The organism is Rhizobium sp. P1_E1 (genome assembly GCF_056406015.1).
On sequence record NZ_JBFUAY010000089.1, the window covers coordinates 1 to 23784 of the forward strand.

Consider the following 23784-nt stretch of genomic DNA (forward strand, 5'->3'; position numbering starts at 1 on the left):
CCGTTCATGCCCGGCATGGCGACGTCTGAAAACAGCAATGCAACGTCGTTCCCCGCCTCCAGCTCCTTCAACGCGTCGATCCCGTTCGTGGCTTCGATCACCGAGTAGCCAAGCGTCTGCAGACGGCTGATCGTCACTCTGCGAACTCTCGCGTCGTCTTCGACGACCAAGATGGTCTCGGTGCCATGAGTGGGGGCGTCCTTGACCTGCTGCTCGTCCGGATGGGAATCCCTTCCACCATCGGCGCGAGGAAGGAAGAGGCGCACAGTCGTCCCCTCGCCAGGTTCGCTGTAGAGCTGCAGGTGCCCTGCGGATTGCTTTGCGAAGCCGTAGACCATGCTGAGTCCGAGCCCGGTTCCCGAGCCCGTCGGTTTCGTGGTGAAGAACGGTTCGAAAGCCCTCTCCCTCACCTCGGATGTCATTCCGGTGCCTGTGTCGGTGACCGAAATGAGGACGTATCTGCCGGGGCGGATCGCCGGATACATCCCGGCGTAGTCGGAGTCGATCTCGACGCCTGATATCTCGATCGTCAGACGGCCGCCGGCAGGCATCGCGTCTCTGGCGTTGATTGAAAGGTTGAGAAGCGCGCTCTGGAGCTGCGCCTTATCTGCCATGGCGCTCAGCCGCCGTCCAGGAATGATCGTCCTGAGTTCGACGGAGTCGCCGAGCGTCCGCTGGACGAGGTCTGAAAACTCTCCAAGGAGGGCGCCGACGTCCAGCTCCTTTGGTGCGAGGGCTTGCCGCCTTCCGAATGCCAGAAGCTGGGAGGTCAGTCTCGCGCCGTCGTCGGCCGCTGACTGCGCCTCCCGCAGCAGGGACAACTGCCCCGGTTCGGCAAGACGGGCCTCCAGCATTTCGAGATTTCCGCTGATGACGGCGAGCAGATTGTTGAAATCGTGCGCGAGCCCTCCGGTCAACTGTCCGACCGCCTCCATTTTTTGTGACTGCCGCAGCTCGGCTTCAATGCGGTGGCGGCTCGTCAGATCCCTGACGAAGCCCGTGAACGTCCGYTTGCCGCCGGCGACCGCCTCGCCGACCGAGAGCTCCATCGGAAAGGTGGTCCCGTTCTTCCTGAGGCCGACGACCACGCGCCCGTAGCCGATGATCCGGCGGCGTCCGGTCTGAATGTATGAATCCAGATATCCGTCGTGCGCCTCCCTGTCCGGAGACGGCATCAGCATCGAGACGTTCTGCCCGATGGCCTCGTGCGGTGAGTACCCGAACAGCTTTTCCGCCGCGGTGCTGAACGAGGCGATGCAACCCTTGTCGTCTATCACGATCATCGCGTCGGGGACCGTAGCTAGGATGGACTGGAGGTGTGCCTGCCGCTCCCGCAGCTCGTCCTCGACCTGCTGCTTGAGGGTCACGTCGTTGTTGGACTGGACGATGAGCGTGTGCGGATCCCCAAGTTCGAGAACGGTCCACCGCGTCACGATCGTGAGTCTGGCACCGTCCTTTCGCCGGTGCCCCACCTGTCCGGTCCAGGACCCGTTGTTACGCACTTCGGTCCGAAGCTCCTCCACGTCCGCCGGGAATCGCGTGTCCAGAAGATCGTGAACCACCTTTCCCACGGCCTCCGACGCGGACCACCCGTAGAGCTGCTCGCAGCCCGAGGTCCAGCGCTGGATGACGCCATCGAAGCCGTGGACGATCAGATTGGAGCCGTCGAACATGCGCACGATCCGGTCCAGGTCTGTCTCACTGATAGCGTGTTCCAGCATAGCGTGCTCCTGCGTCTACGTCCTCGAACACGTCGTCCGGGTCTTCGTCGGCGGTGCGGGCCAGTGCCAACCGGCTCGCAACCTTGAACTGATGCTTGTCCGCAGGCAATAGTATGCCTTTGGCGACCAGCTTGGTAAGCGTCCTCGACACGGTCTCGATCGTCAGGCCGAGATGGTCGGCGATATCGGCGCGGACCATCGGCAGACTGATCGTCCGGCCGTCCCGTCCCGCGCTCCGTTCCAGCCGATGCAGCAGGAAGGTGCAGACGCGTTGCTCGGCGTTCTTGTGCGACAGCAGGAGCATGTGGTCCTGCGCTGCGGAGATTTCGTCGCGAAGTTGCGACAGAAGCTGAAGCCGGAAATCAGGCACGAGTTGCAGTTCCTCTTCCAGCGTCCGCTTGTTCATTCGGGTGAAGGCCACCTCATCGATAGCCTCGCCTGCAAACATGTAGCGGTTGCGAAATGATAGTCCGACCAGGTCGCCCGCACCAAGAAAACCGATGATGAGGCGGCGGCCGTCGGGAAGGAACCGGCATATGCGGACGTTCCCGCGCACGATGCGAAACACGTGCCGGGCGGCGTCGCCCTCAAAGAAGATCGTGGTTCCCGACTGGGCAGTCTCGACGGTCTGGCGCATGAACAGCGGCGCGAAGTCGATCATTCCATGCGACAGTGGCCGTTCGAGTGACTGGATGTTTGATACCGCTTGCATGTCGTGGCTCCATCTGCCGTTGCGTGGCCTGGATTTGACCGAACGCTGATGACACCGGAATGCGAGAAGCGTAAGACTTGGTGCGATTGTGTAACAATCCGTAACAAGCGAAGAATGCTGGAATGACGAGCGGAACTGTCAGACGGACCCGCATACTTGTCGTGGACGACGATGTCCGGATCCAAAGAATGCTCGCGCAATATCTCGGCGAGGAGGGATTCGACGTCGACGTGGCAGGCAGCAGCTCACAGATGCGCGCCAGAATGGCGGGGGCGAAATTCGACGCCGTTCTGCTTGACCTCGTCATGCCGGGAGACTGCGACGGGCTCCAGCTCGCAAGGGAAATCCGTTCAGGGTCGGACGTTCCCATCATCATGCTGTCCGGCCGCGACGATGTCATGGACCGCGTCGTCGGTCTGGAGGTCGGCGCGGACGACTACATTGGCAAGCCATTCCATCTCCGGGAGGTGCTCGCCCGCGTGAGGACGGTCCTGCGGAGACGCACAGTTTCCAACGAAGCCGCACCCCCGGAAGCAGGCGTGCTCTTTTTCGCTGGATGGCGGCTTGACGTGGAACGGAGAGCGGTGACGAACCCGGCCGGGGACGAAGTGGCGATGTCTACGGGGGAGTTCGACATGCTGCATGTATTCGCCACCCATGCAGGGCGTGTCATGACGCGTGACATGCTGATGGACTTGACGCACAAGCGTGGCCGCGACGGCTTCGACCGCACCATCGACGCACTGATCGTCAGGCTAAGGCGCAAGATAGAGACGAATGCGGCAAATCCAAGCCTGATCAAGTCTGTTCGTGGCGTCGGATATCTCTTTACAGCAAGGCCGGAGACGGCTTCCGGTCGATCCTGAACATCAGGCCATGATCCCACCGACGAAATCGGTCTTCGCTTTCCATCTCTGAGAAATCACCTGGAAACTGCGCCCAGAACCGCATGTAGTCGCATCCCGCCGATCGCCTTCGAAGCGAGGTGAACAGGAGGTCCGTGATGGTCATGTCGTCAATGACGCTCGCCACCGCGAAGATCGGAACGTCCATCAATCGTCCGGCGATCGGATGCGCGCCGATCCGGTAGGCGGCCAGCCCACGCACATAGCCTGCCGGATCCTTTAACGAGACGAGCGTCCACCGATCGGCGTTCGCCACCACTTGCGCCCAATCGTCGGCAGAAAAGCACGGAGCCGCCACCTGAATCAGGCTGTAGGCGATCAGCGCATCGTCCAAGTGGAGCAGGCGGACGCAATATCCCGATGTCATGGCGGCTTTCCTCCTCGATTGAGAGGAAATGTTCGCATGGTCCGGCAGTTGGGGCCTTGTCCCAGGTCAATCCTCAGTCCGAGGAAACTCGAATGACAAAAGCCAGGGTGATTTGACGGTGATCAAAGACTGAGAATGCAATGGACTGTTCTATGTACGCGTCGCCGCCTGTGAACGACGGCATTCTTGAGAGAAGGAGAATGACAATGGCAGACTCTGCAACGAAACTTTCCGTAAAGACAGAAGCAAGGCCGGCGGCGCCAGTCGACCGCTGGTGGCCCCTCGACAGCCTCCGGTCCGAGATCGACCGCGTGTTCAACGACTTCGGCAGTCCGTCGATTTTCGACCGGGCCTTCAGCAGGATGCCGGCCGCGTTCTCGCGCGGCATGCTCGCCGTCGATCTCGTAGAATCCGAAAAAGCCTTCGAGCTGTCGGCCGAGCTTCCGGGCGTCGACGCCAAGGATCTTGATGTCACGCTCGCCGACGGTGTGCTCACCATCAAGGGCGAGAAGAACGAGACCAAGGAGGAAAAGGAAAAGGACTATTACCTTTCCGAACGGCGCTACGGATCGTTCCACCGAAGCCTGGAATTGCCGCGCGGCGTGGACAGCGAGAAGATCGAGGCGAAGTTCTCCAACGGCATTCTCAAGGTAACGCTGCCGAAGACGCCCGAGCGGCAGAGGAACGACAAGAAGATCACGGTCAAGGCGGCCTGACGGTCAACCCTCCGCTACGCCGAGGGGGTGGCGTACGGTGGGCGCGGAGAGAGGGAGGGGGCGACCCCTCCCTCTTTTTCAGTTGATGCGGATGTGGTTCTCGACGGTGGCAACGCCTGGAACAGACCAGGCAGTCCGTTCGGCGACGCCGCGCTCGTGCCAGGCGCGCACGCCGCCTTCGAGAACGACCTTGTCGTCCTGAACCTTCACCGAGATGCCGCCGGCGTCGACTTCGGCACTCCGTTTCAGCGCGTCCTCGATCCGACGGCGGACGTCCGGCACCGTTGGGCACGGCCGTATCGTCAGCAGATTGAGGACGCCGACCACGCCGCCGAGCTTCCTGACTGCACGTTCGGCAGCAGCCCTCTGGAACTGCCAGCGCACTTYGCCAGACAACGTCACCCAGCCGCTCTCGACCTTTACATGAACCGGTCCCTCCGGAAGCGCCGTGTTCCAGGCGATGATGTCGATCGCCCGCGATGCGATCTGGTCATCCGCATGCTGCTTGTGACCTACGCACCGCACCTCGATCTCCACAGCCACCGCCCGGACGCCCTTCACCCGCGCTGCAACGTCTTCCGCCGTCAGCTTTTCGGCATAGGTCGACACATGACCGGAGAGGGTCGCAATGCCATCTTCCACCGAGACGCCGATATGCGCGGCGTCGATGCTGGGTTCGAACGCCAGCTCGTCGAGTATGTCCTGTTGGATTCCTAGGTCCGTCATTTCTACCTCCTGTTGGGTTCCGAAGCCCGTTGGCCTCGCGGGGTATGATGCGCCGTCCAAAATTTCTGGCGTTGCGCTTGGTCAATTGAACCGGCGACGACCTGCATCTTCCCAATCGACCGAACGTCAGGCGAGCGCCGAACATGTCTTTGACCTTCGTCAACGTGCGGTCGTCCGGGGTGCCTTAAAGTGCCCGACAACACATAGGAGCTGTCATGGCCAATCCGATCCTTCACTTCCACGGCGCCGCGGGCTCGGTGACCGGATCGTGCTTCCTGCTGGAGACGGCCGGGGGGCGCATTCTCGTTGATTGCGGGATGTTTCAAGGGTCCAAATCGGAAAAGGAACTGAACTACAAGCCGCTCCCATTCAATCCCGAGAAAGTCGACGCAGTGCTGCTCACACATGCGCACATCGACCACTCGGGCCTGCTTCCGAAGCTCGCGAAGGCGGGATATGGCGGGCCAATCTTTGCAACGGCAGCAACGATCGACCTTTGCACGATGATGCTGCAGGATTCGGGTCACATCCAGGAGTCGGAGGTCCGACATCTCAACCGAAGGAATCGCAGACGGGCGCGAGAGACGGTGGAGCCCATCTATACCGCCGACGACGCCCGCAGCATGCTGCCGCAGTTCATCGCGGTCGAGTACGGCGAGTGGCGGGAGACCGTCGGCGGCGTAAGGTTCCGTTACTGGAATGCTGGTCACCTGATGGGTTCCGCATCGATCGAAGTCGAGACGCCCGGCGCCGACGGGGCGACAAGAATTTTGTTCTCGGGGGACGTCGGCGCGAGCAATAAACTGTTCGAAAATCTCCCTCGGGCGCCTTCCGGGGTCGATTACCTCATCTGCGAAAGCACATACGGAGACCGCGAAAGGGAAGAGTACGCTCTGAAAGATCGACGGGACCGACTGCGCGAAGTGGTGGCGAGCTCGAACAGCCCCGGCGGGGTTCTTCTGATTCCCTCCTTCGCCGTCGAGAGAACGCAGGAGGTGCTGACCGATCTCGTCGCCCTCATGGACGAAGGACAGGTGCCGCGGTGCCCGATCATGATAGACTCGCCGCTCGCGTCGAGAGCGACCGAGGCATTCAAGAAGCATGCGGCCGACCTCGGTCACGGCAAGGCGTTCCTTCGCGCGCTCAACGCGCCGAACGTCCGCTTCACCGAGACGGCCGAGCAGTCGAAGGCGCTCGATCTCGTCCGGGGCTTTCACATCATCATCGCGGCAAGTGGAATGTGCGAGGCGGGGCGGATCCGCCACCGCCTGAAGAACTGGCTCTGGCGGCAGGAGTGTACCGTGCTGTTCGTCGGGTTTCAGGCGGCGGGGACGCTCGGCCGCATCCTGCAGGAGGGCGCGACCGACGTCCGCATCCAGGGCGAGGAGATCCACGTCTGCGCCAGGATGGCCACGCTCGACGCCTACAGCGGACATGCGGATGCGAGCGAACTGGATGCGTGGGTTGCTGGCCGGGAACCGATCCGGAACGCAGTCTTCCTTGTCCATGGAGAGGAGCGCGCTCGTGAAGCGATGTCCGCGCGTCTCTCGAAGCAAGTTTCCGCAAAGGTCGTCTGCCCGTCGCTGGACGACGCCTACGAGCTTTCACCGGCGGGTGCACGCCTCATCGAAGACACGACGCCCGCACGTATCAAGCCGGTCGTGCCCGGCAAGGCCGACTGGAACAACGACTATCAGCGGTTCGTTCTGGACCTGTCCGATCGTCTGAAGTCCGTGGCCGACGAGAGGGGCCGCGCGGTCCTGCTGCGCAGGCTTCGACGCGCACTGGACCCGGAAGATGTTTCGGCGGTCGAAGGGAGGAGAGATTTCGATGCTAATCATGGATCGTGACTGCAAGCGCGGCGGAGAACGCTTCGCGATACCGACCCAGGGGGAGGTGCAAGGCAAGCTTATCGTCCTCGAGGTCGTCGCTATAACCTGCCTGCGGGAGGTTCTCGCTTCGAAGAATGCCTTTGCGGTCGCCGCGTTGAAGAAGAAGGTCTTGCGGGCCATGAAGGAGCAGTGCGCGCCGTTCGGTCTTTCGCCGGAAGACGAGACGGCCGCCCTGGAGTACGCATGCGAGTTCTTCGAAGAGGCAAGCAAGGAGGCAGCCGGGCAGGCTGCAACGAAGGTGGCTGCGAAGTCTGCTGGGACGGCACGCTCCAGGGTTTCGGGCCATGGATAGGGTTGCCGTCACTTTCAATGCCGGGTCCTCCAGCCTCAAGGTCGGCGTCTTCAGGCTGAAGGAGGGTCGGGCACTCCGGCTGGGAGGCGGTGTTGCCACGCTCGGAGACCAGTCAAGATTCACCTTCCGATTTTCTGACGGGGACGAGGCCGTCGATCTTCCCTCCAGCACAGCGATCGACGCGCGGCTGGTTTCGCAGGTCGTCGATTGCATCGTCCGCAGAGGATTCGACCCCGTGGTGGCCGGCCATCGCATCGTCCATGGGGGACAGGTCTTCGATGGCCCCGTTCTGCTGGAACCCAAGGTCGTCCTCAGAATGGAAGACCTGACGCATCTTGCGCCGGTGCACCTTCCTCCTGCGCTTGCCATCGTCCGCGCAGTCCGGAGCGCATATCCGGACATACTGCAGACAGCGTCCTTCGATACCGCGTTCCATTCGTCGCAGAGCAGTCTTGCCTCACGGCTCGCCATTCCAAGAGAGTTGCATGACGCCGGGATCCGCAGATACGGCTTCCACGGTCTTTCCTATAAGTACGTCGCCGGCGAACTCAGGAAACACGATCCAGACCTGGCCGCCGGCCGTGTCATCTGTGCGCATCTTGGAAGCGGCGCGAGCCTCTGCGGCATGGTCGACGGCGTGAGCATAGACGCCAGCATGGGCTTCTCCCCGCTGGACGGAATTCCGATGTCGACCCGGCCGGGGTCGCTCGATCCCGGCGCTGTCGTCCACCTTTTGCGCAACAATTGTCACGACGCAGATCGTCTCGAGGATTTCCTCTACCACCGTTGCGGGCTGCTCGGCGTCTCCGGGAAAAGCGGCGACGTCCGGGTCCTGCTGGAGGACTTCCATCCGGCGTCCAGGGAAGCCCTCGACCTCTTCTGCTTTAGGATCGCCGGCGAGATAGGAAGGCTTGCCGTCTCTCTAGGCGGGGTGGACGCCGTCGTCTTCACCGCCGGCGTCGGCGAGCATCAACCGGAAATACGCAGTGGCGTCGCCCACCATCTGGGCTGGCTGGGTCTCTCGTTGAGCGAGCCCGCGAACAAGATGAATGCGACCGTGATCAGCGCGAGGGAAAGCGAAATCGTCGCCCTTGTCATTCCGACCGACGAGGAACAGGTCATCGCCGACGAAGCGATCGAAGTCATCAGCCGGCACAGGCTTTAAGGATCGAACAGGTCTGAACATAGCAGCCTTCAGCTCACCGCTCGCGAGCTCGAACTCATCGACCGCAAACTTCTGCGCGAGCCGCTTCGGCCGGAACAAATCAAGCCCCCTTCTCGGACCTTGGGGAACGACGCCGGGCCTCAACTTCATCTACGCCCATCTCAACCGTGTCACCACCCGCACCAGCGTGACCGCGGCGAGAACAATGATCGAGGGGATCATGCTGCAGCCCTCAACGAGAGGCAGCTAAGGGTGAAGCCCGGTCCCATCGCCGTCAGGACAGTTCTCCTGGGTAGTCCGTGCGCAAGAAGCTTCTCGAGTACGAACAGCGCGGTTGGCGACGACATGTTCCCATAATCCGAGAGAACCTCACGTTCCTTGTCGAGGGTTCCCTGGCTCAGTTTAAGTGCCGATTCCAAGGCGGTGATGACCTTGGATCCACCGGGGTGGCACGCAAACCGGTCAACGTCGGCAGGAGTGAGATCTGATCGGGCGAGTATGGATGTCACGCCCTTCAGCACGTGAGTTTCGGCGAACGGTGGTATCGCACGGTCGAAGATCACGCCTAGACCTTCCGGATCGACGCTCCACCCCATGATGTCCAGCGTGTCGGGCCACGTATGCTGGCCTGCAAATTCGATCTCGGCCAGACCGGCCTCGCTGGCACGGACTACGCAGGCGGCGGCCCCGTCGCCGAAGAGGGCGGTCGCCACGATGTTCGCCTTCGTAAGCTTGTCCATGCGAAATGCCAGTGTGCAGGTCTCGACCGCGACCACCAGCACGACCGAGCCTGGCCGGGATGCCGCCAGCCGTGACGCGATCGACAGCCCGGAGACTCCGCCGGCACAGCCGAGGCCGAACACGGGCACCCGTTCGACGTCGTCCCGGAAACCCAGCTCTCTGCTTACCCTTGCTTCCAGACTAGGTGTCGCAATACCAGTCGAGGAGACGGTTACGATCGTGTCGACGTCGCCTGCGGATAGGCCAGCCGACGCAAGCGCTTTACTGGCGGCGGACACGAACATCGCACCCGCGCCCTCGATATGAGCGAGGTTTCTTTCGGGCCATCCCGACGTCTCGAGATACCACTCTATCGGCCGGACGCCGTAGCGTCGTTGAATCCCCGAGGTTTCGAACACCCTTGCCAGCTTTTCGAAATCGCCAAATCGCGATGAGAACGCGGTGTGCGACGCTCGCGCCGCGTCACGCTGGTCGATGACATGTGGCGGAACTGCGGTACCGACGGATACCAGCTTGACGGAATGCTGCATAAGACTCCTTGCGACGGCGCGGAAAGACTTTGGTGTGCCGCGCGAGGACGAGACCGAACCATAACGTCTTGATCCTGCAAAAGGTTGCAATGCCGGCGGGCCTGATGCCGCACTTCGTCGGAGGGCGCCGGAGAAGCCGACGGGCGAAGACGGCCTCCGCGGCTTCGTGTCCGGCTTGATCCACGTCAATGCGCTCGACGTGTGTTGGCTCCGTAATCGTCCGCTCAACAAGGAGACTGCGCGATGCTTGCTAAAGACATCATGACGACCCCCGTAACGACGATCGACGAGGGACATAACGTCAGGGAAGCCGTCGAGATCGTCAACGCCAGCAAGATTGGCGCGGTGCCCGTCGTCGATGGCGAAGGTCGGCTCACGGGCATCGTCACCGAGGGAGACCTGCTGCGCCGGGTGGCGTCGTCTTGGGCGAGACGGGCGGTCCCGCATACGCGCGACCGCGAGGATGCACTGGCGGACTATGTGAAGGCCCGAAGCTGGCGCGTCAAGGACGTGATGTCGACGCCGGTCGTCAGCGCCACCCCGACCGCCACAGCCAGCCAGCTCGCCGAACTGCTGCAGGCCCACGACATCAAGCACCTGCCCGTCGTCGAGAACGGCAGGCTCGCCGGAATGATCAGCCGTCGCGACTTGATGCGAGCGCTTCTCGATGTTCCTCGACAGTGCACCGCTTCCGGCGACGAGGCCCTCGGGACCGCCGTTCGTAGCCGCCTGGAAGCCGAGCTTGAGATAACCGCGCCCATAGTCAAAGCGACCGTCTCCGACGGGATCGTCACCCTAAGGGGGGAGGTCGAGACCGAGCTGGAACGCTCAGCGGCCAGGGTGGCGGCGGAAAGCGTCCGCGGCGTCGGCGGCGTGGTGAACAAGATCACCCTGGCTTCCGCATGGTGAGCCCCCTCAAACGATGAAATCGTCCCTGGAGTTTCCGTCATGTTTGTCAGGGTCATTGCAGACGCTGTCATGTCGAGGCTTCTCCTCGTCATCCTGATCCTCATGGTCGGGACGGTCGTGGGCGTCCTGCTGGTGAAACCATCCGACGACTCTCGAAGCGGGCGCGTCGAGCGCTCTCTCTCTGACCCGTGAGTGCGCGATGAACATTTGGAGCTCCAGGATTGGATTGCCCGGCCGCTTCTCGCAAAAGACCGGAAGCGCAACGGATTCGATGCCCTCCGAACTGTTCGGTTTCATCTGGCTGATGGGAAGGCGTCATCAGGCGTTGATCGCCGGGCTGTCCCTGGTTCTGTTTGTTATAGGAGCGGCGCCTCTCGAACTCCAGCGCCGGATCGTCAATGAGGCGACCCAGCAAGCGTCATACGGGGCGCTTCTTTTTCTCGTATCCCTCTATCTCGCGGTGGCAGTGTTGGAGGGCGCGATAAAATTCACCCTCAATCTCTACAGAAGCTGGGTGGGCGAGAAGGGCACGCTCTGGCTGCGGGCGCGTGTTCTGCATCAGGCCGAGACGCCGCCATCAGAATCCATGCTCGAGGGCGTCGAGCTGTCGATTGTTCTTGCGGAAGCCGAGCCGGTCGGCGGTTTCGTTGGAACCAGCATCTCCGAGCCGCTGCTGCAGGTCGGCATCCTTGTCACCGTCTGCAGCTACCTGATCTATCTCCAGCCGCTGATGATGCTGGCCGTCGCAGCGACCTTCGCCCCGCAGATTGCGTTCGTCCCGATGATGCAGGCCGCGATCAACCGCCGGGTCGAGGCGAAGGTCGCCATCATGCGCGACGTCAGCGAAGGCATGGTGCATGCGATCGAAGGTGGCCAGGGAGAGGATCCTCAAACTTCGCGCATCGGAGCGATCTTCTCCGCCAACATGGAGATCTACCGCTACAAGTACGCCATGAACTTTCTCATGAATCTCATGGCGCAATTGGGCTATGTCGGCATTTTCGTCCTGGGGGGATATTATGTTGTCACCGGCAAGACCGAGATAGGCACCGTTGTCGCCTTCGTCTCGGGACTGGCGAAGATCGTCGATCCTTGGGGGGCGATCGTGGACTGGTATCGTGACCTCAGGGTGACCCAGGTGAAGTTCCGGCTCATCAGGGACGCCGCGAAGTTCGATGGCGCTGGCAACCACGAAATATGAGTGCATTTTGAGACTCCGCGCTCCCGCGCCGAGCGATCGCGCCTATTTTCAACGGCGCCTTGTTCGAGTGCGGGGCCGACGGCGCGACGCTTGGGGCCGTGAATGGTCCTCCCTTGACAGCGTCGTAAAGTAGAAGATCTTCACGATCTCGAGAGCTGTCACGTAGATCGAGGTGATACCCAAAAGCACTGCGAGAATTTCGAGGGGGATCGGAACGAAACCAAAAAGCCCGCCGATAGGGGTGTAGGGGATGGTCACTCCCGCCGCACCGACGGCGATCGCCGTACCGAATAGCAGCGGACTGGGCCGGCTCCTCCAGATCGGACCGGGCGTCCTGATGACGAGCATGGTCGCCAACTGCGTCATTAGCGATTCAACGAACCATGCAGAGCGGAACTCGTCCTGTCCGGCGGAAAACACTGCCAGAAGGACGACGAACGTCGCCAGATCGAAGATAGAACTTAGCGGCCCGAACCAGAGCATAAACCTCTTTATGCGGGAGATGTCCCACCGCTGCGGACGCCGAAGGTCTGCCGGATCGACCTTGTCCGTGGCGATTGCCATCGCCGGCAGATCCGACAGCAGGTTGTTTAGCAGTATCTGCTTGGCAAGGAGCGGCAGGAATGGCAGCACGAGCGACGCCGCTGCYATACTGATCATGTTGCCGAAGTTGGCGCTAGTCGCGATCGATATGTACTTCATCGTGTTGGTGAAGGTCCTGCGTCCGTCGTCCACGCCTTTCGAAAGGACCGCGAGATCCTGCCGCATCAGGACGACGTCGGCAGCCTCGCGGGCGACGTCGGCCGCGCCGTCCACCGAAATCCCGACGTCCGCCTCGTGAAGGGCGGGCGCATCGTTTATCCCGTCTCCGAGATATCCGACCACGTGTCCGGCCTTGCGGAGGGCCGCCACGATCCGTTCCTTCTGATTTGGGTCGATTTCGACGAACAGGTCGGTTTTCCCCGCACGGCTGAACAGTGCGTCGTTGCTCATGCGGCCGACCTCTTTCCCTGTGAGCATGCGGGAACCGTCGATTCCGATCGACGACGCGAGATGCTGGACGACATATCGGTTGTCTCCCGATATCACCTTGATCCGCACCCCTCGTTCCACGAGGCTTGCTACTACGGCTGAAATGTCGGCCTTCGGCGGATCTGAGAAGAGCAGGAAACCTTGCAGGCAAAGTCCGGATTCGTCTTCCCGCGAGATTTCGGGAGTTGCTTCGGATATGCGCCGGGTGGCGACTGCGAGCGCGCGCATGCCTGCTTCTCCCCATTGCCGGCAGACGTCGTCCAACTGTTTGCGGACATAGTTGTCCAATGGCAGCTCGCGACCCTCGGTCATGACGGTGGCGCAGACGTCGATCACGTTGGTGGCCGCTCCTTTGCAGATCAACAGCGGTGGCCCGTCCTTTCCGCCGACGATTACGGATAGACGCTTGCGCGAGAAATCGTAGGGGATCTCGGCAAGCTTGCGGGCGTCGGACGAAATCTCCCCGGCCGCGATCGTGGCCGTCACGGCGTCGTCGAGAGGATTCTTCATTCCCGATTGAAACGCTGAATTCAGAAGTGCCAGCCGCCTCACTTCAGGCGAGACGACGCCCTGCGGGTCGACGCAACTGTCGAGGCGGATGACGCCCTCGGTGAGCGTGCCCGTCTTGTCCGTGCAAAGCACGTCCATGCTGCCAAGGTTCTCCATTGCATCAAGGCGGCGGACGATCACGCCAGACTTCGACATCGTCCGCGCGCCGCGCGCGAGCGTCACGCTGATGATCGCAGGCAGCAGTTCCGGCGTCAGGCCGACGGCGAGCGCGAGCGAGAAAAGCAGAGAGTCCACGATAGGTCTGTGAAGCAGAAGATTCGCCACCAATACGACGACGACGATGCACAGCATGATCCGCGTCATCAGAAATCCGAAATGCCGAACACCTCGCGCGAATTCCGTTTCCGGAATCTGACGCGCGACGGCGCTGGCGATCCGTGCGAATTCCGTGCGGGGGCCGGTCGCGATCGCAAGGGCAGTCGCTGTGCCGCTCCGAACCGAGGTTCCCGTGAACACGCAGTTGGAACGATCTGCAAGACCGGCGTCTTTTGTTGAAACGCCGGGCGCCTTCGCTACAGGAAAAGTCTCTCCGGTGAGCGTCGCTTCGCTGACGTTGAGATCCTGCGCGACGATGACGACTGCGTCGACGGGCACGAGGCTCCCGGCCGAGAGCAGGATCAGGTCGCCCGGTACGATGCCGATTGCGGCCACGACCTTGTCGGCGCCGTCGCGGCGGACCTTTGAAGTGAGAGAAATTCGCTGTCGCAGCGCCTCGACCGCTCGTTGCGCGCCATGTTCCTGCAGAAAGCCCAGAAAGCAGCTAGCGAGAATGATGATGCCGATGATGATGGCGTCGTGGACTTCGCCGACGCCACCCGCGACGAGCGCTGCGAACACCAGCACGAGCACGAGCGGACTTTTGAACTGGCGCGCCAAGTCTGCCAGCATGCCTCCACGGCTTTCGTCGGAAAGAGAGTTCGGTCCGAACCGTCGCATGCGTTCTTCGGCTTCGGCGGTCGTCAGCCCGTCCTGCAGGGACGTGGCGAATGCAGCGCCGAGCTCCGAGGGCGACCTCGTCCAGTAGGCAGGGATCGCGACCTCTAAAGCGGACGAAGGGAGAGGAGAAGGAGGAACGGGGATATTCATGGCGAACTCCGTATGTGATTTCGCCGATTATCGTCTTCGCCAGGAGGACGTCATTGATGGTTGTCAAGCTTCGTATTTCGCGTCGAAGGTGCCTGGCTTGATCGATATCAACGTCCACGCCGTTCGAACCCGGTAAGGTCCCGCCGCTCGATAGCAGCCGAAGCCAGTCATAAGCTACGACGGGGACAGTTCGTCAATGTGACATGAGGACGGGCAAAAGAGGCTCGTGCAACACGCCATCGGTTGCTCCGCCAAGGACAAAATCGCGTAACCTCGAGTGTCCAAATCCTCCCATGACCAGAATATCGGCGCCCAGTTCCAGTGCTGTTTGCTGAATGCTCAAACCGATGGATGACGAAGTAAACCGAGCGGCCGTTGAGCTTGCATTGACGCCGCTCGAAACCAGGATCTCAGCAAGGTGCGCTCCGCTTGGCTCCGGCAGCGGCTTTTCGCCCGTCACAGATAGGACCGAGACCCGCTTGGCCTTGTGAATGAAAGGGTTTGCATCGTTGACGGCCCGAGCGGCGGCTCGGCTTCCGTCCCAGGCGATGACCAGATGGTCGATTGGGCCCGCAAGGGTCTTTTTGGGAAAGATGATGGCCGGCCGGCCGGATCCGAATATGACCGCTTCGGCGACAATACGGGTATCGGGAACGTCTGCGATACATTCGAGAATAGCCAGATCGAAAAAACGTGCTTCCGTGGCTGCCGTGTCGTGCAATAAGGGCAAGGCGGTTTTCACCGTTCGACAAGATAATTCAACCTCGGCGCTCGCTGCGAGGTTCGTTGCCGCTGAAACCAGCGTTGCGGCACGATCGCGGCTCAAAATCTCGGCATGCTCGATCATCTTCGGAGTATCGAGCAGCAAAGACGACCATGCGTTGGGGATGTGCGGAATCGCGACTGTTAGCGCGCACGCGTGAAGATGCGCGCTGTAATACCCAGCAAACGTTACGGCGTTCGAAATGATCAATCCGGAACTTGAATCGGGATATGTTGCCAGCGGGAGAAAATATTGTGCCGTCATGTCCTGCTCCATCTCTCGCGGACCGCCACGATTGCAATCATCTATCTCCATTCGTCTCAACTCGGCATTGATGTAACGCAATTGCCGGCGCTCCGGCTTCTCTGGCCTCGGCACGGCGCCGCGTGCCAGAATTCCGCCTCTCCTTCGAAGAGCGCCAGGATAACCGGACGTTCACACCGGTGCCTTTCCAACTGGAAGTCTGCGGAAGTTGATCGTGGTCAATCCTTGATGGCCGAGATCCGGTATTGAATTCAGGAGGAGGTGCTTGCGACAATGGGAGCGCGAAGTGAATTCAACGACCGCCGAAGCCGCCGGGATACGGCCGAGACTAGCACGCACGCTAACCCTGTCGCACGCCGTCCTGTACGGTCTCGGCGTCACCATAGGCGCGGGTATTTACGTGCTCGTCGGCGTCGCCGCCGGGCGGGCGGGCATGCATGCACCGCTTGCGTTCCTGGGTGCCGCCGCAGTCATGGGCTTGAGCGCGGCCTCGTTTGCGGAACTCGGCACGCGAATGCCCGTCAGCGCAAGTGAAGCCGCCTATGTCGACAGGGCATTTAGACTGCGATGGTTCACGATCTTGACCGGGTTGCTGGTCATCGTGACGGCGATCATCTCGGCAGCGACGATCAGCGCTGGTAGTGCTGGATATGTAAGCGTCCTCCTCCCGCTTCCTGGATCCTCGATCATCGCCGGCGTCGTGCTGACAATGGCTGCTATTTCATGCCTGGCGACAGCCAGCTCGATCACTTTCGCAGGTGTTATGACGCTCATCGAGGTCGGTGGTCTGCTCCTCATCGTCGGAGCGGGGTTCTCCGAAGGTGTTGGCCTGATCGAACGCCTGCCGGAGGCATGGCCCGGCGGCAATCCCACGGCCTGGGTCGGCGTGTTCGGTACCGCCATGATTGCGGTGTTCTCCTTCATCGGCTTCGAACACCTGGTCAACATTGCCGAAGAGATGAAGACGCCGTCGAAGACTCTGCCTCGCGCGCTCTTCGTGACGTTAGGGCTGACTGCCGTCATCTATGCCGGCGTCACATGGGTCGCTGTGGTCACTGTTCCTCCGGACGAACTGGCAAGGTCGCCCGCGCCGCTCGCACTCGTCTTTGAACGCCTGACGGGCATGCCGCTCGTGACCATGAGTGCGATCGCGATCATCGCGACGTTAAACGGGATCATCGTGCACATGATTATGATCTCTCGGGTGATCTACGGCCTGGTCCAACAGGGAAACCTCCCCCAGGTGCTCGGACGCCTGAACCCTCACACGGGAACGCCGATCGTCGCCACTTTGATCGGGGCTACGGCGATCCTTGTGTTTGCTTCCTTCGTACCGCTCGAAGGTCTCGCCAAGCTGACATCGCAGTGCACTTTGGGGCTGTTCACTTTGGTAAACCTGGCGCTGATCCGCATAAAGATGACCGAGACCATAGCGCTGCCTCCGGGTGTATTCATTTGCCCGTTCTGGGTGCCCGTCGCAGGTGTGATCGCGAGTGCCGCGTTGCTCGTGATCGACGTTGCGCTCATCGGTTGATCTCGCACTCACTACGTCAAAATCGACTTTGTCCTGGAGACGCGCATGAGCAGACTGCATTCGGAACATCACCTGGTCTCCCGCATCGGCTGGCTACGGGCTGCCGTCCTCGGCGCCAACGATGGAATCGTCTCGACGGCGAGCTTGATCATGGGCGTCGCTACCGCGTCCGCCGGACCCTCGCAGATCCTGGTAGCAGGCGTCGCTGGTCTGGTCGCGGGCGCAATGTCCATGGCGGCCGGCGAATACGTGTCGGTAAGCTCCCAAGCGGACACCGAGGAAGCCGATCTCGCGCGAGAACGGATCGAGTTGGAGACGCAACCCGAAGCTGAGTACGAGGAGCTGACGGAGATCTACGTCAAACGCGGTCTTACCGACGAGCTGGCCAGGCAAGTCGCGATCCAACTGACCGCAAATGATGCACTCGACGCGCATTCGCGCGACGAACTCGGTATCGTCGAACACATGGCGGCCCGGCCGGTTGAGGCGGCCTTGACGTCGGCCGTCACGTTTGGGGTGGGGGCCGCATTGCCCCTGCTCATGGTCGTACTTTCGCCCGCCTCGGTGCTGATCTATACCGTTGCAACCGCGTCTTTGGCCTTCCTCGCGCTGCTGGGCGCTATCGGTGCGAAAGCGGGCGGCGCCAACGTCTGGAGGGCCACCACGCGCGTCACTTTCTGGGGCGCTTTCGCTATGGCATTGACGGCGGGGATCGGTGCGCTGGTTGGCACCGCAGTCTGACGAGTAACTTTCCGCCCCTTCCTGCACGCCCAGCTTGAGGACGGCGTGAGTTTTTTTAGGATGTTGCGGTTCTGGTCGCAACGAAAGAGGAGCCGACGCAAGTTCGACCCCTCAGGGCTCGGGGCCGGAACTCGTAATCGTCAGATCTCGGCCACCGCCTGGGCGAGCATCGAGCGGACCCTGCCTGCCAGACTGGTCAGCATTTCGTTGTCGATCGCCTGCATGGATGCGACCGGATCGATGGCGCTCACCATGACATTGCCGCCATCGACCCCGCGCAGGATGACATTGCACGGCAGCATGGCCCCCACCTTCGGTTCCAGTTTCATCGCCTCGAACGCCATGCGCGGATTGCAGGCTCCGAGGATGAGGTAGTCGTCGATGTCGGCGTCGATTTTATTTTTCATGGTTGCCTTGACATCGATCTCCGTCAGAACACCGAAACCGTGCTTGATGAGAGCGGATTTGGTCCTGCCGACCGCATCGTCGAAACTGGTCGCCCAGAGGGTTCTATCGAGCGTGTAGGTCATGAGAAGTCTCCTTTGGGCTCCCATGCAACGGCCGCCAAATGCTCGGTGTCCAATCACATGTCTTGCATGAACGCCTGCATTTCTTCAGGTGTGACTTTGCCGTCATTGTTCGCGTCGATCGCGTCGAAGACGCGTTTGTGGATTGCGGTCAACTCTTCGAAAGAAATTGCGCCGTCCCCATCAGTATCGGCGATGACGAACATGATCTTCATCATATGACCGCGCATTGGCCCCATCATGCGCATTCCTTCATTCATGTCCGATGACATCATGTTGCGGCCCATCATGCCGGGCATCATTTCCGATCCTTCGGCCGCGGGCTTCTCCTCCGACTGGGCCGGGTCTGACCTTTTCGTCTGGGCGGAGGCGATGCCCATGGCACCGACGGCACCGAGCAAGGCCAGCATAGTGATCGTTGGCAGTCTGAACATGGACATCCTGACTCTCCTCTTTGAGTATTGTCCTCCACGAGTTGGAGCGCCCTTTGAGGATACGATGCACACCGGGTGCAAACATTGGGCTGGATCAAACCACTTGTATGGTTCGAGTCGTCGAGGACGGACCGATCGCCTTCGCGCCGCGCCATGACTGCTACGCCAGCCACCTGTGTCACCGAGGAAGGATCGCGGCTGAAGCGACACGGAGGATCGAGCCGGCTAAGGCAAGAACAAGGTGATTTCAAAGTGCGATCGTGCCTGGCTTGATCGATATCAACGTCCACGCCGTTCGAACCCGGTATCCTGAAGCCATCAGCCAGCGCCTGATCGTGGTCTGGCCCTCTTGATGATGCCCCGCTCGCAGTCCGAAACCTTCAGGAGATCGAGGATAACTCCCCAGAAACAGATAGAACGAACCTGGTCGGAACCCGTTTTCGTCCAGGTGGGTATGAGCGTCCCTCAGGCTGTCGGCGGAGCGAGCGAGGCGCTCGAGTTTCTCGCCAACCGATGGAAAGGCTCGCGAAGAAAACACGCATTCGCGAGAGAGATCTGCGCCGCGGCCGTAAGTGGGCATGTCTCGCAGGAGACCGCGCGCCAAGCTTTCATTCAGGCCGCTGACGAAGCCAGGATGTCCACCTGCGCGCCCCGTGGTCGTTCGTAGACGCCAGGACGAGATCAGCTCGGTCAAGCGACCAACAAGTCCTTAACCCAGGTGCCTTCCATGGTTTCAGGTCCTACTCGGCCGCGACGCCGATCCAGGTCAATCGGCTCGCTTCCTGCCGGTTATCATCGCTCGGACAAGGTTTTCCTTGTGCTCGATGCTTGCCAGGAGGACGCCTGCGATGTGAAGAACGACGAGGCCAAGCGTCACATCGACCAGCAGTTCATGCGCCCTTTCCACCCATTCCACTCCCCAGTAGGTGTCCGTCGTCATCATGTACCCGGTTGCGGCAATGCCCGAGATCGCGACGAGCAGCGCGAACACCATCACGCCTCCGGCCGGATTGTGGCCGATATAGCGCTTGGCGCGCATGGCCAGGCTGTCACGCACGAAGCCGAGGGTCGTGACCGGATCGTACATGAAATTGGAAAAGCGCGCGTGGTGACTGCCGACGAAGCCCCAGATGATTCGCACGAGCAGGAGGCCGACGATGGCGTAGCCCGACAGAATATGCGCCTGCTTCCACTCGTCACCGGTCAGATAGGAAAAGGCGAACAGACCCACCAGACCCCAGTGGAACATCCGCACCACCGGGTCCCAGACCCTGATCTTTGGCGGCGAGCAAGCGCCCGCCGCATCCATGTCCATCCTGCCCATGGTCATTCGCTTTCGTTGCCGACCACTGCGCCGGTCTCCGGGTTGAACAGGGTTTCGACCTTTTTGCCCTTCGCATCGACGGCGTAGACCTCGTAGCAACTGCCCTCCATTTTGACCCGGCGCACGTCGAGGCCCTCGGCTTTGGCCTTTTCCTTGATGCCGTCCTCGCTCAGCCACCTGTCCTTGGGAGCCTGCGTGCAATTCTGACCTTCTTCGGCGCGGGCAACGCCGATCGACGCGGTGGCGAGCAGGAGGGTTGCGAACATGATCTTCTTCATTGGTTTTCTCCATCATCCCAGGAGCGGTTTTGCTCATCTGGTCGGCTTCGAACCTATGGGGCGCGACCTGACGGCGACCTGATCGCGATTGTCAGGTTATTGTCACCTTCGATAGGATATTCTCCGACGATGTACCCGCCCCGCACGCTCGCTTTCGTCTGCTTTGTCCTTCTGTGGCCGTCGCTTCCGGTATGGAGCGCACATGCCGACGATTTGCCTGCTCGTTCCCGCGAAGCGGATGACCTGCCGTCGCACGACGACCTGCCTAAGCGGGTCCACGAAGGGAAGATTCTGCCTCTGGCTGTACTGAAGGCGAAAGTCCTCGCCAAGCTGCCCGGCGAATTGATCGATGTCAGTGTCGATCGGCATGACGATCGCATAATCTATGAGTTCCGGATTCTGAGGGGCAGCGGTCAGGTCACCGAGGTGGAAGTGGACGCCGCGTCAGGCAGGATCGTCGAAATCGAGAACGAATGATGCGCCTGTTGCTCGCCGAAGACGACCCGCTCATAGCCCGTGACGTGACCGCCCAGCTCACCAAGGCCGGTTTCAACGTCGTCCACGAATCCGATGGGGAAGCCACCCTGTTCGCCGGCGAGCATGACGACTTCGCCGCCGTCGTCCTTGATCTGGGTCTGCCGAAGATCGACGGCCTCACGATCCTCAAGAAGTGGCGGTCGAACGGTCGTGACATGCCGGTCATCATCTTGACGGCGCGCGGCAACTGGGAGGAGCGCGTCGAGGGCATCAATGCTGGCGCCGACGACTACCTTGGCAAGCCATTCCGCATGGCCGAGCTTCTCGCCAGGCTGCACGCAGTCCTGCGCAGGTATTCCGGGCACGCCAGTGCGGTCCTATCGTCAGGTCCCGTTTCTATCGACCCCCGTCGACGCGCGGTCATGGTGGACGGGATGCCTGTCGATGTCACGCCTATGGAGTACAAATGCCTGTCGGTGCTGATGCAGAACCGCGGTCGCGCGATCTCTCAGCTCGAGCTTACCGAGCAGCTTTACACCCAGGACTTTGAGCGGGAGAGCAATTCGGTGGAAGTCCTGATCGGACGGCTGAGAAAGAAGCTTGGAAGGGACGCGATCATCACGCGCCGAGGCTTCGGATACCAGATAGCCTCGGGCGAGGAGACATGAGGTCRCTTCACAGCCGCTTCATCATCACGTCGTTGATAGCAGTGTCGATCTGCCTTGCCGCAGCATCCGTCGCTCTCGTCCAGATCTTTGCGGACAGCTACAGCAAGCGCGTGCAGAGCGAGCTGACCGGACACATAAACCGTCTGGCGGCTGTGATCCGCTTCTTGCCCGGAGGCAGGCTGCAGGTGCCCGAGAACCCTCCGGACAATCGTTTCCTGATACCCTATGGGGGGCTCTACTGGCAGATCGACGATCCTGTGGGGAAGGCGGAGGTCCGATCTTCCTCGCTCTTCGACTATGTCCTGCCTCTGCCGGAGGAGTCACATCCTGTCGGTATCATGCACCAATATCGTCTCTCCGGGCCGGAGGGGAAAGATGTCCTTGTTCAGGAACGCGTGCTGTCGTTGGCCGCACCTGAGGGCAGGAGGCCCATACGCATCGCAGTGGCGGTGAATGCCGACGAGGTCGACAGTGCTCGCCTTGGATTTGCTCTCGACATTCTGCCCTATGTCGCCGTTCTTGCCGCGCTCCTCGTGTTGATGTCGATCGGGCAGCTTTGGATCGGATTGAGACCTCTCGACCGCATCGGTCGTGATCTTGAAGCTGTCCGCGACCGGAGGGCCAGCCGGCTGGCGGGGGCCTACCCGCGCGAGGTCCAACCCATCGTCAACCAACTGAACAAGCTGCTGCAAAGCCAGGCCGCGGCGATGGAGAAGGCCAGGAGTAGGGCCAGTGATCTCGCCCACGGGCTGAAGACGCCTTTGACCGTTCTCACAAACAACGCGTACTCACTCCGGGAGAAGGGCGAGGTCGAGATCGCCGATGAACTCGACCATCTTGCCGAGACCATGCTTTCGCACGTCGAGCACGAGCTCGCCCGAGCCCGTATCACCCCGAGCCCCGATCAGCGAAGTGGTGATGCCGACGTCGAGAAGATCATCAGCGAGACCGTTCGAATGCTCCGACACACTGAGGCAGGCGAACGCCTCGCATGGGAAATAGACGTGGCCGAGGACTTGAGCGTTCCCGTCGATCCGCACGACTTCCGCGAGCTTGCGGGAAACCTGCTCGAGAACGCCTGCAAGTGGGCCAAGAACAGGATCCATGTCAGCGCGGTTCGACATAGTGGGCATTCCCGTCTCATGATCGAGGACGACGGCCCAGGCGTGTCGCCAGAGAGATTGCCCGATCTTCCGCGCCGGGGTGTCCGTCTCGACCGTCTGAAACCAGGCTTTGGTCTGGGTCTTGCCATCGTGTCGGAGATTGCAGCAGTGTACGATTTGACGCTCACGTTGGAGAACCGCGTCGAAGGTGGCTTCCGTGCGGAAGTCGTCTTCCCTGACGTCATCGCCTCCCGAATTCCGGATAATTGAAGAGAAGATCGATGCGTTTCAGGTCGCAGCGGCACCCCCGGAGCGAAGGCGTTGAAGGGGAAGGGCAGATCAGCAGCTAGGGGATATACAAGGATTCCCAGCGGCCAGGTCCTGGTTTCATCTACCAAGGCGACATCCTGAAGAGGCGACGATCGTCTCCTTCGTCGGACAGAGCGCAGAGACTACCAGCTTCAGTTTAGCTCGATTTTGATGTGCCGTTCGATGCGACCGCTGCAAAATCACCGCCCGGCGTCCTTCGCTCGTCGAGCGAAGGGATTGATTGTTGTTTGACAGTAGGTTCCGGAATTGCCGGGAACATCTGATATCACGTGGGAACAACCGCCAAAGGCCAGAACATAAGGGTTTTGGAAGTGTCGCCGGGAAATCGCGCAGACGGCGGATTTGACAGAAGGCGCGGCAAAAGCGGGCGGCGCGGCGCGCTGATAGCAGGCAACGGCAAACTCGTCATGCCGTCTTTGAAAACCCTCGAAGAGGGTTTGAGAAGCCTTCAAATCCTTGAAATTATTATATCGACGGTCTTTGAAACCTGCCACACATGGGGAGACAAGTGCCCGAAATCTGGCTGGAAAACCAAAAGAGATATTGGCCTTTTCGCCAAAATCTCAAAAACTGCCATTTTCTTTAACGATATCATAGGCTTGAACTAGGCGGCGCCTCTGAAAGATTTTGGTGAAGCGTTGATCCGGGTGGACCCGTGCCAATTCGCCTTGGATTGACGCTCAGCGTGAATGCAAAGTATGGTTGTGGCGGAGAGGGGGGAATAATGAAGCAGCATATTCGCGCGTTCGTTGATGACTATTTAGGAGAGCTTATTG

The 23784-nt window shown here is 60.9% G+C and carries 26 protein-coding genes and 1 pseudogene; 16 read left to right on the plus strand and 11 right to left on the minus strand.

The window, feature by feature from the left end:
- Positions 1–1721: hybrid sensor histidine kinase/response regulator (locus AC1D1Z_RS23860; protein ID WP_477851769.1), on the minus strand; the 1721-nt coding region annotated here is incomplete at its 3' end.
- The gene (locus AC1D1Z_RS23865; protein ID WP_246791103.1) at positions 1699–2382 is read right to left on the minus strand and encodes a helix-turn-helix domain-containing protein; all 684 of its coding nucleotides are present in this window, start codon (positions 2380–2382) and stop codon (positions 1699–1701) included. The genes AC1D1Z_RS23865 and AC1D1Z_RS23860, both read right to left, overlap by 23 nt.
- Positions 2383–2555: 173 nt before the next feature.
- On the opposite strand from AC1D1Z_RS23865, the gene AC1D1Z_RS23870 reads away from it, so the two are divergent.
- On the plus strand, positions 2556–3299 hold the full coding sequence (locus AC1D1Z_RS23870) for a response regulator (protein ID WP_168277957.1): 744 nt from the start codon (positions 2556–2558) through the stop codon (positions 3297–3299).
- Here AC1D1Z_RS23870 and AC1D1Z_RS23875 read toward each other — a convergent pair.
- Positions 3262–3705: a hypothetical protein gene (locus AC1D1Z_RS23875; RefSeq protein ID WP_018246470.1), complete on the minus strand. Its 444-nt coding sequence runs from the start codon at positions 3703–3705 to the stop codon at positions 3262–3264. The genes AC1D1Z_RS23870 and AC1D1Z_RS23875 overlap by 38 nt on opposite strands.
- Before the next feature lie 206 nt (positions 3706–3911).
- Here AC1D1Z_RS23875 and AC1D1Z_RS23880 point away from each other — a divergent pair, with 206 nt between their 5' ends.
- A complete protein-coding gene (locus AC1D1Z_RS23880) occupies positions 3912–4421 on the plus strand; it encodes an Hsp20/alpha crystallin family protein (RefSeq protein ID WP_165418196.1) in 510 nt (169 codons plus the stop codon).
- A gap of 78 nt (positions 4422–4499) precedes the next feature.
- On the opposite strand, the gene AC1D1Z_RS23885 is transcribed toward AC1D1Z_RS23880, so the two are convergent.
- A complete protein-coding gene (locus AC1D1Z_RS23885; RefSeq protein ID WP_477851773.1) occupies positions 4500–5147 on the minus strand; it encodes a BON domain-containing protein in 648 nt (215 codons plus the stop codon).
- A 215-nt stretch (positions 5148–5362) separates the two neighbouring features.
- Here AC1D1Z_RS23885 and AC1D1Z_RS23890 point away from each other — a divergent pair, with 215 nt between their 5' ends.
- From AC1D1Z_RS23890 to AC1D1Z_RS23905, 4 genes and pseudogenes are all read left to right on the plus strand, one after another.
- Entirely contained in the window at positions 5363–6997 is a 1635-nt protein-coding gene (locus tag AC1D1Z_RS23890) for an MBL fold metallo-hydrolase (RefSeq protein WP_168277959.1), read from the plus strand.
- A complete protein-coding gene (locus tag AC1D1Z_RS23895) occupies positions 6978–7331 on the plus strand; it encodes a hypothetical protein (protein WP_130755348.1) in 354 nt (117 codons plus the stop codon). The genes AC1D1Z_RS23890 and AC1D1Z_RS23895 overlap by 20 nt, the downstream gene beginning before the upstream one ends.
- Entirely contained in the window at positions 7324–8496 is a 1173-nt protein-coding gene (locus AC1D1Z_RS23900) for an acetate/propionate family kinase (RefSeq protein WP_130755349.1), read from the plus strand. The genes AC1D1Z_RS23895 and AC1D1Z_RS23900 overlap by 8 nt, the downstream gene beginning before the upstream one ends.
- Before the next feature lie 57 nt (positions 8497–8553).
- A pseudogene (locus tag AC1D1Z_RS23905) lies at positions 8554–8668 on the plus strand (phosphoketolase family protein); the annotation flags it as partial.
- A 46-nt stretch (positions 8669–8714) separates the two neighbouring features.
- Here AC1D1Z_RS23905 and AC1D1Z_RS23910 read toward each other — a convergent pair.
- Positions 8715–9767: a type III polyketide synthase gene (locus AC1D1Z_RS23910; RefSeq protein WP_130686292.1), complete on the minus strand. Its 1053-nt coding sequence runs from the start codon at positions 9765–9767 to the stop codon at positions 8715–8717.
- 261 nt (positions 9768–10028) lie between these two features.
- Here AC1D1Z_RS23910 and AC1D1Z_RS23915 point away from each other — a divergent pair, with 261 nt between their 5' ends.
- The 3 genes from AC1D1Z_RS23915 to AC1D1Z_RS23925 all read left to right on the plus strand — a co-directional run bounded on the left by AC1D1Z_RS23915 (position 10029) and on the right by AC1D1Z_RS23925 (position 11877).
- A complete protein-coding gene (locus AC1D1Z_RS23915; protein WP_245496986.1) occupies positions 10029–10676 on the plus strand; it encodes a CBS domain-containing protein in 648 nt (215 codons plus the stop codon).
- A 39-nt stretch (positions 10677–10715) separates the two neighbouring features.
- Entirely contained in the window at positions 10716–10868 is a 153-nt protein-coding gene (locus AC1D1Z_RS23920) for a hypothetical protein (RefSeq protein ID WP_018073256.1), read from the plus strand.
- 79 nt (positions 10869–10947) lie between these two features.
- On the plus strand, positions 10948–11877 hold the full coding sequence (locus AC1D1Z_RS23925) for an ABC transporter ATP-binding protein (RefSeq protein WP_244490396.1): 930 nt from the start codon (positions 10948–10950) through the stop codon (positions 11875–11877).
- A 48-nt stretch (positions 11878–11925) separates the two neighbouring features.
- Here the strand turns inward: AC1D1Z_RS23925 and mgtA are convergent, their stop codons facing one another.
- Together mgtA and AC1D1Z_RS23935 are read right to left on the minus strand one after the other, a co-directional pair.
- The gene (gene mgtA / locus AC1D1Z_RS23930; protein ID WP_477851776.1) at positions 11926–14565 is read right to left on the minus strand and encodes a magnesium-translocating P-type ATPase; all 2640 of its coding nucleotides are present in this window, start codon (positions 14563–14565) and stop codon (positions 11926–11928) included.
- 193 nt (positions 14566–14758) lie between these two features.
- Positions 14759–15643, minus strand: a complete 885-nt coding sequence (locus tag AC1D1Z_RS23935) for a universal stress protein (RefSeq protein WP_033180273.1) — start codon at positions 15641–15643, stop codon at positions 14759–14761.
- 235 nt (positions 15644–15878) lie between these two features.
- On the opposite strand from AC1D1Z_RS23935, the gene AC1D1Z_RS23940 reads away from it, so the two are divergent.
- Positions 15879–17126 (plus strand): APC family permease, encoded by a 1248-nt coding sequence (locus tag AC1D1Z_RS23940; RefSeq protein WP_168277963.1) that lies wholly within the window; start codon positions 15879–15881, stop codon positions 17124–17126.
- 45 nt (positions 17127–17171) lie between these two features.
- Positions 17172–17867 (plus strand): VIT1/CCC1 transporter family protein, encoded by a 696-nt coding sequence (locus AC1D1Z_RS23945; protein WP_130707801.1) that lies wholly within the window; start codon positions 17172–17174, stop codon positions 17865–17867.
- Between the two features lie 140 nt (positions 17868–18007).
- Here the strand turns inward: AC1D1Z_RS23945 and AC1D1Z_RS23950 are convergent, their stop codons facing one another.
- Positions 18008–18397, minus strand: a complete 390-nt coding sequence (locus AC1D1Z_RS23950; RefSeq protein WP_168277965.1) for a DUF302 domain-containing protein — start codon at positions 18395–18397, stop codon at positions 18008–18010.
- Positions 18398–18450: 53 nt separating this feature from the next.
- Entirely contained in the window at positions 18451–18834 is a 384-nt protein-coding gene (locus tag AC1D1Z_RS23955) for an EF-hand domain-containing protein (protein WP_376766641.1), read from the minus strand.
- A gap of 349 nt (positions 18835–19183) precedes the next feature.
- Between AC1D1Z_RS23955 and AC1D1Z_RS23960 the strand changes: the two genes are divergently transcribed.
- Positions 19184–19495 carry a DUF982 domain-containing protein gene (locus tag AC1D1Z_RS23960; protein WP_205936521.1) on the plus strand — a complete coding sequence of 104 codons (312 nt, stop codon included), beginning with the start codon at positions 19184–19186 and terminating at the stop codon, positions 19493–19495.
- Between the two features lie 99 nt (positions 19496–19594).
- Here AC1D1Z_RS23960 and AC1D1Z_RS23965 read toward each other — a convergent pair whose 3' ends face one another.
- Both AC1D1Z_RS23965 and AC1D1Z_RS23970 read right to left on the minus strand, forming a co-directional pair.
- Positions 19595–20158 carry a cytochrome b/b6 domain-containing protein gene (locus tag AC1D1Z_RS23965; RefSeq protein WP_168277967.1) on the minus strand — a complete coding sequence of 188 codons (564 nt, stop codon included), beginning with the start codon at positions 20156–20158 and terminating at the stop codon, positions 19595–19597.
- Positions 20155–20430 carry a PepSY domain-containing protein gene (locus AC1D1Z_RS23970; RefSeq protein ID WP_033180278.1) on the minus strand — a complete coding sequence of 92 codons (276 nt, stop codon included), beginning with the start codon at positions 20428–20430 and terminating at the stop codon, positions 20155–20157. Before AC1D1Z_RS23970 ends, AC1D1Z_RS23965 begins: the two co-directional genes overlap by 4 nt.
- 129 nt (positions 20431–20559) lie before the next feature.
- Between AC1D1Z_RS23970 and AC1D1Z_RS23975 the strand changes: the two genes are divergently transcribed.
- The 4 genes from AC1D1Z_RS23975 (at position 20560) to AC1D1Z_RS23990 (ending at position 23616) form a co-directional block, all read left to right on the plus strand.
- A complete protein-coding gene (locus AC1D1Z_RS23975; RefSeq protein WP_033180279.1) occupies positions 20560–20907 on the plus strand; it encodes a PepSY domain-containing protein in 348 nt (115 codons plus the stop codon).
- A complete protein-coding gene (locus AC1D1Z_RS23980; protein WP_033180280.1) occupies positions 20904–21575 on the plus strand; it encodes a response regulator transcription factor in 672 nt (223 codons plus the stop codon). Before AC1D1Z_RS23975 ends, AC1D1Z_RS23980 begins: the two co-directional genes overlap by 4 nt.
- Entirely contained in the window at positions 21572–22948 is a 1377-nt protein-coding gene (locus AC1D1Z_RS23985; RefSeq protein WP_033180281.1) for a sensor histidine kinase, read from the plus strand. The genes AC1D1Z_RS23980 and AC1D1Z_RS23985 overlap by 4 nt, the downstream gene beginning before the upstream one ends.
- Positions 22949–23277: 329 nt before the next feature.
- Positions 23278–23616, plus strand: a complete 339-nt coding sequence (locus AC1D1Z_RS23990; RefSeq protein ID WP_168277971.1) for a hypothetical protein — start codon at positions 23278–23280, stop codon at positions 23614–23616.
- The last annotated feature ends 168 nt before the right edge of the window (positions 23617–23784 follow it).